The organism is Mesorhizobium sophorae (assembly GCF_002270415.1).
Classification (GTDB): Bacteria; Pseudomonadota; Alphaproteobacteria; order Rhizobiales; family Rhizobiaceae; genus Mesorhizobium; species Mesorhizobium sophorae.
In genome coordinates this window covers 1,018,201-1,031,277 of record NZ_NNRI01000022.1, presented here as the reverse complement: position 1 = coordinate 1,031,277, position 13,077 = coordinate 1,018,201, and the positions used below count along the sequence as shown (strand labels likewise).

General features: G+C 61.9%; 24 protein-coding genes and 1 tRNA gene. 17 read left to right on the top strand and 8 right to left on the bottom strand.

The genetic code is table 11. The annotated features are described in order from the left end of the window. Nucleotides 1–191: 191 nt before the first annotated feature. Genes CGZ66_RS36230 through CGZ66_RS36220 form a run of 3 tightly spaced genes read right to left on the bottom strand, consistent with a single transcriptional unit; the run spans nucleotide 192 to nucleotide 1,678 of the window. On the bottom strand, nucleotides 192–848 hold the full coding sequence (locus CGZ66_RS36230) for a terminase large subunit domain-containing protein (RefSeq protein ID WP_425352343.1): 657 nt from the start codon (nucleotides 846–848) through the stop codon (nucleotides 192–194). Beyond that, nucleotides 826–1,221, bottom strand: coding sequence for a hypothetical protein (locus CGZ66_RS36225; protein WP_245331372.1), 396 nt, complete (start codon nucleotides 1,219–1,221; stop codon nucleotides 826–828). The genes CGZ66_RS36230 and CGZ66_RS36225 overlap by 23 nt, the downstream gene beginning before the upstream one ends. Then, nucleotides 1,214–1,678, bottom strand: a complete 465-nt coding sequence (locus CGZ66_RS36220) for a hypothetical protein (protein WP_095091379.1) — start codon at nucleotides 1,676–1,678, stop codon at nucleotides 1,214–1,216. The genes CGZ66_RS36225 and CGZ66_RS36220 overlap by 8 nt, the downstream gene beginning before the upstream one ends. Nucleotides 1,679–1,796: 118 nt before the next feature. Here CGZ66_RS36220 and CGZ66_RS40480 point away from each other — a divergent pair, with 118 nt between their 5' ends. The 4 genes from CGZ66_RS40480 to CGZ66_RS36200 all read left to right on the top strand — a co-directional run bounded on the left by CGZ66_RS40480 (nucleotide 1,797) and on the right by CGZ66_RS36200 (nucleotide 3,862). Continuing rightward, nucleotides 1,797–2,216: a hypothetical protein gene (locus tag CGZ66_RS40480; protein WP_206073839.1), complete on the top strand. Its 420-nt coding sequence runs from the start codon at nucleotides 1,797–1,799 to the stop codon at nucleotides 2,214–2,216. Nucleotides 2,217–2,605: 389 nt separating this feature from the next. Then, on the top strand, nucleotides 2,606–2,875 hold the full coding sequence (locus CGZ66_RS36210) for a hypothetical protein (protein ID WP_095091378.1): 270 nt from the start codon (nucleotides 2,606–2,608) through the stop codon (nucleotides 2,873–2,875). A 117-nt stretch (nucleotides 2,876–2,992) separates the two neighbouring features. Next, a complete protein-coding gene (locus CGZ66_RS36205; RefSeq protein WP_095091377.1) occupies nucleotides 2,993–3,298 on the top strand; it encodes a hypothetical protein in 306 nt (101 codons plus the stop codon). Nucleotides 3,299–3,508: 210 nt separating this feature from the next. Beyond that, nucleotides 3,509–3,862: a hypothetical protein gene (locus tag CGZ66_RS36200; RefSeq protein WP_095091376.1), complete on the top strand. Its 354-nt coding sequence runs from the start codon at nucleotides 3,509–3,511 to the stop codon at nucleotides 3,860–3,862. Between the two features lie 142 nt (nucleotides 3,863–4,004). On the opposite strand, the gene CGZ66_RS36195 is transcribed toward CGZ66_RS36200, so the two are convergent. After that, nucleotides 4,005–4,442 carry a VOC family protein gene (locus CGZ66_RS36195; protein ID WP_095091375.1) on the bottom strand — a complete coding sequence of 146 codons (438 nt, stop codon included), beginning with the start codon at nucleotides 4,440–4,442 and terminating at the stop codon, nucleotides 4,005–4,007. Between the two features lie 97 nt (nucleotides 4,443–4,539). Beyond that, nucleotides 4,540–4,998, bottom strand: coding sequence for a DoxX family protein (locus tag CGZ66_RS36190; protein WP_095091374.1), 459 nt, complete (start codon nucleotides 4,996–4,998; stop codon nucleotides 4,540–4,542). Between the two features lie 218 nt (nucleotides 4,999–5,216). Here CGZ66_RS36190 and CGZ66_RS36185 point away from each other — a divergent pair, with 218 nt between their 5' ends. The 5 genes from CGZ66_RS36185 (at nucleotide 5,217) to CGZ66_RS36165 (ending at nucleotide 6,901) form a co-directional block, all read left to right on the top strand. Then, on the top strand, nucleotides 5,217–5,408 hold the full coding sequence (locus CGZ66_RS36185; RefSeq protein WP_095091787.1) for a hypothetical protein: 192 nt from the start codon (nucleotides 5,217–5,219) through the stop codon (nucleotides 5,406–5,408). Nucleotides 5,409–5,447: 39 nt separating this feature from the next. Then, nucleotides 5,448–5,732, top strand: coding sequence for a DUF3606 domain-containing protein (locus CGZ66_RS41935; protein ID WP_245331371.1), 285 nt, complete (start codon nucleotides 5,448–5,450; stop codon nucleotides 5,730–5,732). A gap of 102 nt (nucleotides 5,733–5,834) precedes the next feature. Next, the gene (locus CGZ66_RS36175; protein ID WP_095091373.1) at nucleotides 5,835–6,278 is read left to right on the top strand and encodes a GFA family protein; all 444 of its coding nucleotides are present in this window, start codon (nucleotides 5,835–5,837) and stop codon (nucleotides 6,276–6,278) included. A 127-nt stretch (nucleotides 6,279–6,405) separates the two neighbouring features. Then, complete coding sequence (locus CGZ66_RS36170) at nucleotides 6,406–6,642, top strand: DUF982 domain-containing protein (protein ID WP_095091372.1); 237 nt, start codon at nucleotides 6,406–6,408, stop codon at nucleotides 6,640–6,642. A 13-nt stretch (nucleotides 6,643–6,655) separates the two neighbouring features. Beyond that, on the top strand, nucleotides 6,656–6,901 hold the full coding sequence (locus CGZ66_RS36165; protein WP_095091371.1) for a DUF982 domain-containing protein: 246 nt from the start codon (nucleotides 6,656–6,658) through the stop codon (nucleotides 6,899–6,901). 21 nt (nucleotides 6,902–6,922) lie between these two features. On the opposite strand, the gene CGZ66_RS36160 is transcribed toward CGZ66_RS36165, so the two are convergent. The 3 genes from CGZ66_RS36160 to CGZ66_RS39635 all read right to left on the bottom strand — a co-directional run bounded on the left by CGZ66_RS36160 (nucleotide 6,923) and on the right by CGZ66_RS39635 (nucleotide 8,787). Next, nucleotides 6,923–7,213: a hypothetical protein gene (locus CGZ66_RS36160; protein WP_095091370.1), complete on the bottom strand. Its 291-nt coding sequence runs from the start codon at nucleotides 7,211–7,213 to the stop codon at nucleotides 6,923–6,925. A gap of 139 nt (nucleotides 7,214–7,352) precedes the next feature. Further along, nucleotides 7,353–8,429, bottom strand: a complete 1,077-nt coding sequence (locus tag CGZ66_RS36155; protein WP_095091369.1) for a sensor histidine kinase — start codon at nucleotides 8,427–8,429, stop codon at nucleotides 7,353–7,355. Between the two features lie 154 nt (nucleotides 8,430–8,583). Beyond that, a complete protein-coding gene (locus CGZ66_RS39635; protein WP_143748950.1) occupies nucleotides 8,584–8,787 on the bottom strand; it encodes a hypothetical protein in 204 nt (67 codons plus the stop codon). Nucleotides 8,788–8,893: 106 nt separating this feature from the next. Here CGZ66_RS39635 and CGZ66_RS36150 point away from each other — a divergent pair, with 106 nt between their 5' ends. From CGZ66_RS36150 to CGZ66_RS36120, 8 genes are all read left to right on the top strand, one after another. Beyond that, the gene (locus CGZ66_RS36150) at nucleotides 8,894–9,187 is read left to right on the top strand and encodes a hypothetical protein (RefSeq protein ID WP_095091368.1); all 294 of its coding nucleotides are present in this window, start codon (nucleotides 8,894–8,896) and stop codon (nucleotides 9,185–9,187) included. 136 nt (nucleotides 9,188–9,323) lie between these two features. After that, nucleotides 9,324–9,614: a hypothetical protein gene (locus tag CGZ66_RS36145; RefSeq protein WP_095091367.1), complete on the top strand. Its 291-nt coding sequence runs from the start codon at nucleotides 9,324–9,326 to the stop codon at nucleotides 9,612–9,614. A gap of 107 nt (nucleotides 9,615–9,721) precedes the next feature. Continuing rightward, nucleotides 9,722–9,795, top strand: a tRNA-Gln gene (locus CGZ66_RS36140). A 258-nt stretch (nucleotides 9,796–10,053) separates the two neighbouring features. After that, nucleotides 10,054–10,896 carry an STM3941 family protein gene (locus CGZ66_RS36135; protein WP_095091366.1) on the top strand — a complete coding sequence of 281 codons (843 nt, stop codon included), beginning with the start codon at nucleotides 10,054–10,056 and terminating at the stop codon, nucleotides 10,894–10,896. 255 nt (nucleotides 10,897–11,151) lie between these two features. After that, on the top strand, nucleotides 11,152–11,436 hold the full coding sequence (locus CGZ66_RS36130; protein ID WP_095091365.1) for a hypothetical protein: 285 nt from the start codon (nucleotides 11,152–11,154) through the stop codon (nucleotides 11,434–11,436). 126 nt (nucleotides 11,437–11,562) lie between these two features. Beyond that, nucleotides 11,563–11,865, top strand: coding sequence for a hypothetical protein (locus CGZ66_RS36125; protein WP_143748948.1), 303 nt, complete (start codon nucleotides 11,563–11,565; stop codon nucleotides 11,863–11,865). A 93-nt stretch (nucleotides 11,866–11,958) separates the two neighbouring features. Further along, a complete protein-coding gene (locus tag CGZ66_RS40205) occupies nucleotides 11,959–12,108 on the top strand; it encodes a hypothetical protein (protein ID WP_167392374.1) in 150 nt (49 codons plus the stop codon). 131 nt (nucleotides 12,109–12,239) lie between these two features. Next, nucleotides 12,240–12,587 carry a hypothetical protein gene (locus CGZ66_RS36120; RefSeq protein WP_095091363.1) on the top strand — a complete coding sequence of 116 codons (348 nt, stop codon included), beginning with the start codon at nucleotides 12,240–12,242 and terminating at the stop codon, nucleotides 12,585–12,587. Nucleotides 12,588–13,077 lie beyond the last annotated feature (490 nt).

The following is a 13,077-nucleotide window of genomic DNA, read 5'->3' as shown; positions in this document are numbered from 1 at the left end:
CCCGTATAGTGACGGGGAGAAGGACGCAGTCACCAATGGTTTCGCAAATAACCTGCGTTGAACAAAGGAGCCGAGGTTGCGGCCAGCCTCCCCTCTCCCCGTCACTATACGGGGAGAGGATGCCGGCAGGCAGGTGAGGGGCAGCACAAGCCGAAGACAAGAAGCCATCGAAGCCACTGCCGCTTAACCCCTCACCCCTTCCCCATTCCCTCAACCTCTTCCGCCGATAAAAACAACAGCACCACATCCGACATGCCGAGCAGTGGGGTGAAGGTGACGATGGTGATGCCGCCGGTGGCGTTGGTGCGGGTCAGGCCTTCGGAATAGATGTCGAGCGGCGGTTCCTCGTCGAACCAGACGCCGTGCAGCGTCTCGCCCTGCCATTTCTCGCGGCCCTTTTCGAAGCTCTTGAACGACAGCACCGATTCATCGGCCTGCACGTCGCCGCCACCGCCCCAGCGCACCACGACGCTGTCGAGCGCGCCCGGCGCGCCGCGCCCCATGATGGTGTGCACAATAGCGTCGGCAGGGATCATGCCGGTGCCCCAGGCCGCCTGCTGCTGCGGCGGGCCGACCAGCACGCGCTGCGGGTTGTCGCGCGTGCCCTCGCCGGTCACGCCAGCCGCCCACAGCCGGACCGCGCCGTCAAAGACCTTGCCTTGCCACCACGAGGGGTAGCGGCCGGTCAGATGCATGGCCCATTCGGCGCCGCCGGCCCTGGTCTTGCCGAGCTGGTTGCCGGCCATGAACAGCCGTTCGCGGTTCTGCGCGCCCGCGGCATGGAACTCGGCTTGCCTGGCATAGGGCCGGTAGGCGGCAAGCTGGTTAGTGCGGCGCCTGCGGTCCAGTTCCGCCAGCAGCGCCAGATATTCCGTCTTCGCCGTCGAGGTCTTCGAGGAACGGCTTGAGGGCGGCTTCGAGGCCGCGGATACGGCTGCGGATCTCGTCATCGCTTAAGCCGTCCAGTTGGTTGATGGAAACATGCAAATCCTTGGGCAGCACCGAAAGCACGATCTTCAGATACTGGTCGGGCTTGTCGGCACGCACCTCGGCGATGACGCCGGCGCCATGGGTGCGGAAATCGGCGCGCACCGCGGCCAGGAAATCATCGCCGAGCGTTTTTTTCGCGCGCTTCGGCTGGCGCCTGGCGGCAGGCTTGGTGGCTGGCGTCGCGGTCCTGCGCTTCAGCGCCCGGCGAGCCGGCGGCGGCTTGTCAGCCATGCTCGCCCCCTGTGGTCTTTGCAGCGGCCGTCCTGGATTTCGCCACTTTGGATTTCGCTACTTGCGATTTCGACCGCGCGACGCGCTTGCGCGGCTTGCCGGCTGCCCGAGCCGGCTTGGCCGAGCCGGCCTTCGCCTCTGTCGCGCCGGCCAATGTTGCCGCTTTGCAGCTCGCCGCGCCGAAACCCGCCGCCCCACATTGGCAGGCAAGGCGCAACCGCTTCATCAGCCGTGCCGCCCCTGTCGCCAGGTCGCTGCTACCCAGTGATCCCAGGACAAACCCGAAGCCGCCGGCCGCATCGACCGGACCGCCGCGCACCATGCCGATCTGCACGCCGAGCGCGACCTGTTCGATGAGCCCGAGACGCGGCTGCGGCGCCGCCCCCTCGAACTCGCCAATGGCGCTGACGACCTCGCGGCCGTCATCGTCGGTGATGATGGTGGCGTAGCGGCGCATCGTTCGTCCCTTGATGGCTGGTTTAATTTAGTTCAATCACAGACGGTCGCGTCGCCGTGGCTAATGGCCAAGCCCAGATAGAAAGTGACACCGATTGCCTCGATACCACCCAATCAGCGTGACCCCCGAGATAGATTGCGTCCAAAGCGACCTGCTGGAATTCCGCTGGACAGATGACGCAGTCGTCGCGGACTTCATAATTCCCGGCGACGAACACCACGTTTTGCGCGTGCTCTTCACCAATCCTGTGATCATCCGCATTCTCGATGAAATGCCGCTGAGCACCGAGGATGAGAGCACGCCCAAGGAAGGCAACGTCCCCCACCACTTCGCCTATCGGGTAGAGGGAGCCGTCTTCGAGACAACACAATCCGAGACGTGGAAGTTCACACAACAACCGGCAACGCATTATCGCTTCTTAACCGGCTGGACATGCCTTGACGTTCTTTCTGCCAAGGAGCCGACCTTTCAGGTCGTCAAGCGAATTTCAACTTTCGATGAAGAACCAGGAGGCGTCTCGGAGACACGGAAGGCCTAGAAACAAAAACCCGCCTCGGCGGCGGGTCGTTGGCGCAAATCAGCACCATGGACAAATATGTAGCATAGCTGCCCTCACCTCGTCAACGGCTTTCTGTGAAAAAATTCCTATTCCGGTTTCCCCGATAAGAAACCGCGCAGGTTCTGGCGCACTGCCAAAGGGCAGCCGGAAAACAAAAAACCCGCCGGCGCGGCGGGTCTGGAGGTCGTTGGCGCAAATCGGCACCATACCCAAATCAATAGCATGCCCTCACCGGACAACCTGATCGGCATGCGAGCGGGCGACAAGGCCAGACTTTTCGTGTCGGCTTTTCATAAGCCGACATCTGTGAGACCGTTAGCTGAAGCTCATGGAATGATTCGCGTCGTACGGCCTTGTAGGAGAGGGCGATGGACAGACCAACCATGGCATCCGTCTTCAGGGTGCGGCATGCGCCGGCCACGGTTTCGGGTGTGCGCAGCACCGGTCAGGGACAGGCGGATCCGATCATCCGTGTGCGCTCGCTTGGCGAGGCGGTCCGCTTCGTCGCCCACGCCTACCCCCAATACGACATCAGCGCCGTCGCCATCGCCGCGGCGGATCCCTCGATCCCCCGCCTCGGGGGTCTGGAAGTAAAAGCGCTGTGGCGCGAATATGGCGAGCGCCTGACGCAGGAATAGGCATTTCCAGGCAGCCAGCTCTGTGATCTTTTTGCGACCTCGACTACGCCCTGCCCGCACCGCCGGAGCGGAAACGCCGCTGGCGCGTTTTCGATCATAGCCACGGGAGCAATCGCCATGAACGTCGCCAATCTGCAACTCGAAGGCCTGCTGATGGCCGTCGCGTCGATCAACCACCTCCTGGTTCAAAAGGGGGTGCTGACGGCGGAGGAAATAGACCTGGCCTTGCGCAAGGCCGAGGCCGGCGAAATCAGCCAGGAGCGGTCCGAAGGCATGTCCGCGTCAAGCCGCGACGCCGTCAGCTTTCCGATACGGCTGCTGGAACTGGCCAATCAATGCCAGCCGGAGGCGGACATGCCCTCCTTTTCAAAGCTCGCCCGCATGGTCGGCCAGATCAAGGAGCCCTACAACGACCAGATGTGAGGCACGATAGCCGACCCCCTCCCGGTTGGCGAGGAGATTGGCGCGTCGCATGACGTAGATCATGTTAAGCGGGCTCTGATCCCGAGCGAGGTCGAACTTCCGGGCAAGCTAAACCGTTGGCCCAATATTATCCGTCGGCGCGATTGATCTAACGTCTTGCCGATGTCACCAAGTTTTGCTTGGTTGCGGCCTGTAAATTTGGGGGGACATATGAGATTTGAATCGCGCCTTGGCGCCTTGCTTCTTGGCGCCGTCATGCTGGCCGGCTGCACAACACTCAGCGAGGGCGAGTTCAACAACGCCCAGGCCGTCCTCAGCGGCAGCCCGGCGATCAAGGCCAAAGTCATCAAGGAGTGCATTTCGGACCAGGCTAAACTGCCGCTGGCCGAGAGAAAGACCGTCGCCGAAGTCGTCAACGTCAGCCTGGAGCGCCAGCCGGCAACGACCTGCAATCGCCTTTGGAATGCCGTCGCCAGAGGACGCATAACCTATGCCGACTACCGCAATCTCTCGTCGTCATCGGCCGACAGCAGCAAGGTGATCAAGATCCTGCAAGGCCGCTAGCCGGCCTTCGCCGGCCAAGCTGCACTAATGGATGTCGCGCAAAAGTGGCTCCGGTTTTGGGAGAACGACATGCATAAAACAAAGGCCTAAAGCGCGTCGTCTGAATCCATTCAGACGACGCGCTTTAGCCGTCGTATTGCGCTCAGCCGAGTTCTTGGGCGAGTCCGATGAGCACCCCTTCAGGCCCGCGGATGTAGCAGAGCCGATACACGTCCTTATACTGGACCACTTCGCCCACGAGCTGCGCGCCGCGATTGCGGAGCCTTTCAAGCGTCTCGTCGATGTCGTCCACTGTGAACATGACGCGGAGGTAGCCCAGAGCGTTGACCGGGGCGTTGCGGTGATCCGCGACGGGACGCGGCGTGAGGAAGCGGGATAGCTCGAGCCGGCCGTGGCCGTCCGGTGTGCGCATCATGGCAATCTCGACGCGCTGATCGCCCAGTCCAGTGACACGTCCGGCCCATTCTCCTTCGATCGTGGCCTGCCCTTCGAGCTCGAGGCCGAGCTCGCGAAAGAAATCAATCGTCTGACCGAGGTCATCGACGACGATCCCTACATTGTCCATCCGTTTGAGCGCCATGCGTCCATCTCCAAGGTTTGGTCCAGGCCGTGAACTCATAAAACTGCTTGCCAGGTGAGCAAATGGTTGATCCGGGGCTAGCGACGGGCTCCCGCGCCTACGCCCGGCCCGGCCATCCTGGATTCAGCGAGAGCACCCTGCCCGGGCCATGCACCGCCGCGAACAGCAGTCCGGCCATGAACGAAAAATGGTCGATGAAGAAGCCGAACTCGGCCTGGTTGCCGGCCCAGTGGCTGGGTCCGTGGAATGAAAAGCCGAGGAACAGCACATAGGCGGCGGCGACCAGGGCCGCCGGCGTGAAGAAGGCGCCGGTCAGCAAGCACAGCACGAGCGCGGCTTCCAGCAGCGCCGCGCACCAGGCCAGGAACCGCGGAAACGGAAAGCCGGCGGCAGCGATATAGCCGGCGGTGTCGCCCATGCCCATGAACTTGAAGGTCACGGCCATCAGGAAGACGCCGGCGAAGATCAGGCGGGCGATGAGAAGTGCCGCGGTCTGCCACGGTGCCTGAATGCTTTGCGACTGAGTGGTTTGCGACTGAATGATTTGCGACGACATGGTCTTTTCTCCAGGATTGCAATGGGCTCCGGCCCAAGGACGGCCGACCGGCGCCAAATCCGACACATCAGCCAGATTTTTTGTGGGAATCCCCGATGCAGGCGCCCTGCCCCGGCGCCAAGACACCTCTAACCCGTTGAATCCACTGGTGCGGCAAAACCGATTTCACTTTGCCGGCTGATGTTATGATGGCGCCGCACTCAAACGGGGAACAGGACATGGCCAAGGCATTGACCATCGCCGCGCCGCAACATCCGGTGACGAGCGCCGCGTATGAACAGGAATGCAGGGAGATGCTCGTCCCGCATCTCGACGCGCTGCTCAACAAGGTCGAGGCCGCCGGCTGGGAGCGCGGACAGGCGGCGTCGGCGCTGATGTATCTCGCCGCCAAGCGCCTCACGCCCGCCTGATGCCACGGTAGCGAGGTCGGGCGGCACGGCGATATTGTCGTGGCCTTGGAACTCGCGACGGCCGATCTGTGTTATGTCCTGTTGATCGTGGAATCGGGCGCCGACGGCTGCGCGTTTCCACGGCAACAGAAAGCGAGGCCTGAAATGGCTGACGACAAGTCGAAGACGAAGCAGGACCGCAAGCTGGTTTCGAGCGAGGAGCCTTACGAGGTCGCTGCCTTTGCCCGGAAATACGGCATTCCGCCAAGCGAGGCGCAAACCATCATCAAGCGCTATGGGCCGTCGCGCAAGAAGCTCGACGCCCATATGGCGGCCCGCGGCTAGGTCCAATGGGATCGGGATGGGGCTTTGTCCTGGACGAAACATCTGGGACGATCTCCTGTCCCGCCCGGCCCCGCAGCAGACTGACAAGATGGAGGTCGCATCATGTCCGACACCATACGCAGGACCGGCAGTTGCCTGTGCGGGGGCGTGCAGTTCGAGGTCCACGGCGCGCCGCTCAGAATCGGGCTCTGCCATTGCAAGGACTGCCGCAAGGCCAGCGGCTCGGTCTATTCGGCCTATGCCATCTGGCCGCGCGAGGCCTTCGAGACGACGGGCATCGTCAGTTCCTATGGCACGCGAAGCTTTTGCCCGACTTGCGGCGGTCGTGTTGCCTGGGTCGACGACAACGAGGCCGAGGTGATGATCGGCAGCCTCGACATCGCGCCGACCGATCTCATGCCCGAATACGAGTTGTGGACCAGCCGGCGCGAGACATGGCTGCATGCCTTGCCCGGCACCGAGCAGTTCGAGCATGACCGGCCAACGGCGAACGCCGCTGAATTGCCGCCGCCGAGGCCCTTGTCGGACGCCGTTGCGGGCGACTGAAATTTTGATCTCGAAGGCAGGGAACCCTGCCCTGTTGCCGACGTTAACCGGCGCCTCGTTTTGTGCATGACGTCCCGAAACCTCCGCGCACCTTTCGGGCGGCATGCACCAGTCACGGAGACGACCGTTGAACGACAAGATGTTTCCCCATCCGATCAGACTGAAATTTAGCCCCGGGCGCGAGCGCGTGGTGCGCAGTGCCTGGGAAAGCCTCGAATGCCTCGGCGACTGGCCGGCGGGCCAGGGCCGGCGCTACCGGGCGGCATTGCGCAGCTGCCGCGATGCACTGGATGGCTGGACGCCGCCGGAAAAGGCGATGCGGGCGATGGTCGACGCCGCGCGCGAAGCAAAACTCCTTCATTAGCGGGAAAACAGGAATGGCCGAGCCGATGCTGTCGACACCGATGCGGATCAGGCCGCATGGCTCGGACACGATCCGCGACATCACCACGCTGAAGGATGCCAGCGAAATCCTGATCGACTGGCCGCAGGCCGAGCGCGGCCCGTTCTATCAGGCCGCGCGCGAGCAGGTCGAAGCGGCGCTGGAAAACAAGGCGGGTGCCGCCCAGGCGCAGGAAGCTTTCGTTGCCCTGTGCAACCAGGCCGGCGTGCTGGTCCGCTAATCCTTTCGGCTGCCGTGCCTCCTACTGTGCCGGCGGCTGGGCCGGCACTTCGCCCGGCTTGATGACCGGTGTCTTGCCTTCATCGGGGGCCGGCGTGGCCATCCCCTGATCGCCGGTGGCAGGCGGTTTCAGCACACCGCCGCAGTCATCGAGCGTGTCCGTCAGATTGTCGCTGCCAGGCTGCTGTTTTGCGCCCTGTTCGGTCTGGACCCGGCATTTGTCGGTCTGCGACCCAGGGTCCTGCTGCTGACCCGTTTGCGCCGCTGCCGACAGCGCCAGCAGGGTGAATGGCACGATGGCGAGGATTCTCATCTCGGCCTCCTTGTTCCCGGCCGCTTCCCTTCACGGGGGACAACGCCTGTCGATGGAAAAGGTTGGCCGCCGGCGAAGCCGGGTTGAGTTCAAGTCGATGCAGCGCCCAAAGGTTAGGTGAACCGACCGGGCCGGACCCTCACAGGTCGAAAGACGACTCCGCGGCAGCCATTTCGGCGCCGAGCTGCGGAACGACGATCGATTCCACCGGCGCCGTCAGCGACCAGCTGACACGACCCGGGTTGCGCTCCAGGACGGCCGAGCCGTTCAGCGATTGCGGCGCGACCCGCTGCAGGACGACCGTGCCAAAGCCCTTGCGCGTGGCTTCGTCTTGCCGTCCCCCTGGCCGGTCGCCTGCAGGCACCGGCATCGTCTCGTCCCAGACGAGATGGATTTCCCGCTTGCCCGAAGCACCGGCGGCGATCTGCCAGGTGATCTCGAGCCTCCCGGCATCGACCGCCAGAGCGCCATATTTGGAAGAGTTGGTGCCAAGCTCGTGAAATGCCATGCCGAGATTTTGCACGGCGTTGGGCTGCAAGGTCAGCAGCGGTCCCGACAGCGATACCTGTGCCTCGTGGCCGAACGGCTTGAGCTGCTCCTGGATGAGGTCGAAGAGGCTGGCGCCCGCCCATTCCGAGTTGACCAGCAGGTCGTGCGACCGCGACAGCGCCATGATGCGGGAGCGGATCAGCTCTTCGAATTCGCGCGGATCGGTCGAGCGCTTGCTTGTCTCCCTGACCATCGAGAGGATCACCGCGAACTGGTTCTTGACGCGATGGTTCACCTCCCGCAACAACAGCCTGATCCGGCGCTCGCTCTCCTTGGTCGCGGTGATGTCGCGGGCGATCTTCGAGGCGCCGACGATCTCGCCCGTTGCGTTTCTGATCGGCGAGACGGTCAGCGATACGGCAATGAACCCGCCATCCTTGCGGCGCCGGATCGTCTCGTAGCTGGCCACGAGTTGGCCATTGCGAACCCGGCCGATGATGTCGACCTCTTCATCCCTGAGGTGATCGGGAATGAGCATCAGCACCGATTGCCCGACAGCCTCCTCGGCGGTGTAGCCGAACATGCGCTGCGCCGCCCCGTTCCAACTGGTGATGATGCTGTTCAAATCCTTGCTGATGATGGCGTCGAAGGATGAATCGACAATAGCCGCCAGCCGTGCGTCGGCGGGAGGGTCCATCGGACCGTTGATGCTTGCCAATTCTGTCATTGCCCACCTTCCCCCGTCACGTCGCCCTCACGGCGTGACGACATTCCACCCCATGCCCACCAATGCGTGGTGGCGCGTTTGGTTGCAATCGGCGCGCGACATTCATTGGCCGACGGCGACAGCCACCGAAGGGCGCGGACCAAAAGCTTCGCAATCAGTTCGGTTCGGGGGCGGCGTCGTCCGGGGCGTCAAGCGGAGGATCGGCCTCGGGATACCGTTGCGGACAATCCTCGTAGCGGTGGTCGCGGCCGCCGCAGAAGGAACAACACATGGCTTCGCGATCCTCGTCTCCGGGTGGCCATTGCGGGGTCTCGTAAGGCTTCCTGCCGTCCATCCCCAGCAATGCGCGACGCGGCATTTGGTTGCGCCGCAAAAAACGGCCAACTGGCTGTTGCGGAACCGCTGGCAGGGATGCGAGTTTCGGGTGACACGTTTGCTTGGTATGTGAAACGCTGAGGTACGCCATGCTCATCCGCCGAATTGCTTTGACGACAGCGGCCATGCTGCTTGCCGCAACCAGCCTCGCCGGGGCCCGGCCCGACACCCGCACGATGGGCTGCCAGGAGCTTCAGCAGCTGATCCAGAGCCGCCGCGCCGTGGTGCTGACCACCGGCCCCAACACCTATGACCGCTATGTCAGGCAATTCGGCATCGAATGCGACTGGCCGGAGGTGCCGACGTCGGCCTATGTCCCGACCCGTGACGGCAGCTGCCCGGTCTACCGCTGCGACCAGGCGATCGGCGATCTCCCGGATTGACGGCGACGGCTTGCCGCCAATTGCCGATCGCCAGTTACTCGATTAAAATAGGATCGCGCTGTTGCGAAACCGCTGGCGGGGATGCGAGTTTTGCGTGACACGTTTGCTTGGTACGTGAACCGCTGAGGTAACCACCATGCCCATCCATCGAACTGCCTTGACGACTGTAGCGATGCTGCTCGCCGCGACCGGTCTCACCGAGGCCCGGCCCGACACCCGCACAATGAGCTGCCAACAGCTCCAACAACTGATCCAGAGCCGCCGCGCCGTGGTGCTGACCACCGGCCCCAACACCTATGACCGCTATGTCAGGCAGTTCGGCAACGAATGCGACTGGCCCGACGTTCCGATGTCGGCCTATGTCCCGACCCGTGACGGCCGCTGCCCGGTCCACAGGTGCGCCGAGCCGGTTGGCCGTGTCCCTTGACGGTGACGGCTTACCGCCAATTGCCGATCGCCAGTTACCCGATCTCAAGAGGATCGCGTTGATCCCGGCGCGCGAACCGGCTAGGGGTGTCGGCGCAGGTTGCATTTTCCCGCTTCGTCTAATGGTAGGACAGCGCCCTTTGAAGGCGTGAATCGTGGTTCGAGCCCATGAGCGGGAACCAAGAACCCTGGATGCGTCAAATATCCGTCGAATAAGCGCTGGCGGATTGCAGCGAACGCGCAGCGGGCCATTATTTCTCGCAGATCACGTCCCACGATTACCCTCCGCCGGCGTCAGCTACTCCCTTCGGGGAGCCGGCTTGAATTTGCGCTCGACTGGCGCGATGCTGCCGTTGGGGAATACTTAGGGGCGAGCAATGGCTGGCCAAGAACGCGAATATTGATCGTGGCTGCGACAATTTCTGTTGCGGCTTCAGCCCATGCAAAGTCCCAGCAGGAATGCGAGGAAAGTGTCGGGGGAAATCATGCAGGACGCGACCGAACCAGTCGAGCCTCGGACCATAAGAGGGTCACGCGCTAAGAGCCTTTTCTATCTCCTCGGAGGCATCGCCTTCGTTTGGATGGGAGTTCATATGGTCCGCGACTTCGCCGCTCAATCTGGCCTGGTCGCGGTCAAGTACGAAGTCGTGGGATGGGTTGCCATAGTCTTCTTCGGACTGGCTGCGCTGGGCGGCGCATTATCGTTCATCCGCCCGCGTGCTTTGATCCTTGACGGGAGTGGGTTTGCGATCGGCGGCGGCTTTGTTCGATCTCCGTTGAAGATTGCATGGCGGGACATTCAAGGCTTTCACGTCCGGAAGCAGAACCGCTACAAGTCGATCGGCTTTCGCTTCGAACTTGGCGCCAAGACGCCGTTGAACCGGAGGCCTGGGATGGAGCTTGGCCTGTCCGGTTCGGGATGGCCGCTATCGACTGAGAAGATGGTCGAAGTCCTTAACACCTATCGGCAGCAGGCACTGAACAACGAAGCCGAGCCGGTGAGCGCGGTGGCCGGGGCTCACTCTGCCATTCTTTCGACGGCCGGAAATTTGTCTTCAGATCGGCCAGCGGGAATGCCTCTCGGGAAGGCCCCCGGACACGTCATTATTTCCTTCAAGCAAGCAATCATCCTGGGGGCGCTTGTCGCATTTGCTGTAGGGTGTCTGCAGTATGCGCTTGCCCCGTGGCCGAACCCGATCGGCACGCTCGCCCTCGACGCACAAATAGGGGCCATAGTGTCGGCAATCGCCTACCGGCTTGTGTTCGGCTGGCGAGTACGCTAGCGCCGCGATTGCGGCCAGGTGACCAGGCCCCCCACCAACGCGTGCCCTCTGTCCGCTCGCCTACGCGGGCGAAGGAAAATGCACAAGACGCTGAAGATGACGCCAGCAATGGCCGCTGGCGTTTCCGCTACGCTCTGGTCAACGGACGATCTTTGCGAGAAGATGAATGCAGTTGCGCCGAGGCCGGGGCCGCGCGGCACTTACAAACGAAAGCCGTCGCCTGATGCCTATAAAAGATAGCACCGGGAGGGCCGCGTGAAACGCGCGTTTCTATTTGGGCTCGCGGCCCAGCTAATCTTCATTGCCGCGATCTTTCTACTTTTTGGTGATCTAATGCTGCCAATGACGCGGTCTCCGGTCATTGGCATCGTCGCATTGGGTTTGGGCGTCGCGAGCGCATTTTTCGCTTGGAGGGCGACCCTTCATTCGTCCTGGCTGGTCAAAATCGGGATGTGGATTGCCGGCTTTCTTGCTATCTACGTGGTAATCCCCCTCATCGAAGTCGTCGGCGTGCTGATCATTCCGCTTATTTCAGACTGAGACACTACCGGCCGCCCGCGTCATTAGCAGGCTTTGGGAGATCGCCGACATCGTTGCGCTGATCGAGGCCAAGGAAGCCGAAAAGCCAGTGGTGCGCGGTCCCTACAAGAAAGTACGAGAGGCTAAATGAGCGTTCATATATTGAAAGTTGTAGCTTGTGCGGAGAAGCATCATGAGTATCCCGATGGGGAACGCCACGCACTCTTGGTTTTTGCAAATACCGATGATTTGGAGTCCGCGCTTTCATCGACGCCACGGTTTCTGACCACATGCGGCTGGGAGCAGATCGAGCTGAGAGACGCTAAAAAGCTTGCCATTGAAATTTCTTCGATCGGCGATGACGCCTTGCGAAATGCTGCGGAGACTGCGCTGCAACAAGGCTATGGAATCGTCGTTTACGCGAATCCTGTTACCGATCTGAATTCCTGAATTTCAAACTGACCCACTACCTCCATTAGCGGTAGCTTGTATTTCGCCTGATCTGGAGTCATCATGCACGGTGGTTTCAAGGGGTGAAATGTCATGGAATTCGCCAGTTGCTATGACCAGGGCGGGATCGTTCTTGCGTTCCTAAACATCACTGCGGTGTTCACAATTCTGGCCGCCTTTGCCGGTGCACGGTTGATTGCAATGTCAGACAGGATGCCTCCCGAACAGATTCAGACCGCGTAAAAATCGCGAGCTCTCAAGGGAACTTGGCAAGGTCCACCATCATCCGGCGCCAATCAGGCTGACCGTTGGCGAAAGCACCTCACGAATTGACGGCATGAAGCGCTGGCAGTGGGCTGGCGAAAGGCGAGGCGATGAAGCGCGTTTGCCTGGCAGCACTATTGGTAACGGCGGCTCTGTCTGCACACGCCGATGGCGAGCGCTGGGGCATGATACCGGCGTGCGATTCGGCCGTCAGGATGATGTCGGCACTCAGGACCGCTTCGGCCGTCAGCACAGTCAGGTCTGTTCGCCTATACGACGGCTATCGGCTCCTGCATGCCGAAGAAGATTTCGCCGCCCGTGTCGCAACGATTGAGTACGCGACGCGGGACGACCACGGCACATTTGTCCATCATTCGGCCCAGTGCCTCTTTTGGCATCACCGCATGAGTGGGATGAGCATCGACGGAGATGTCGAGGGACAGATCATCGTGGACTGAGCCGTTCACGGCGGGTTGGATTTGTCGGAGTAGCTCGCGTCCAGGTTTCCTTGCCGGCTCCATCTTGCAGGCTCCATCTTGCAGGCTCCAAGGAGGCACCGAGCCAGGCAGACGCCATCAAAAACAACGAGAGGCAGGCGCGACGGCGGCCTGTATCATTTTAATACAATCCCCAATTTGTAGACTCGCGCGGTGCACCGGCATTTAGCTAGTCCTGCGCGGGCCAAGGGGAAAAACGCCCGCGGCACGGGAGGAAGCAATGTCTGTGCAAAAGGACGATTATCGAACGAACAGGGCCGACTATGCGATTGCCGCGAAGCATGGCGCGGAAGGCGATCGCGATGAGCTGCTGGCAAGAAAAAAGACAACCTTGTGGCTGAGAGACAGGCGATCCGCCAGATTGGCCGCAAGCCCGTCGGAAAGCAGACCAGGGCCGGAGGCTAGACCGCGCGGTTAGTGCATGTGCCCAAAAGTGGCCGGTTTTGGGATA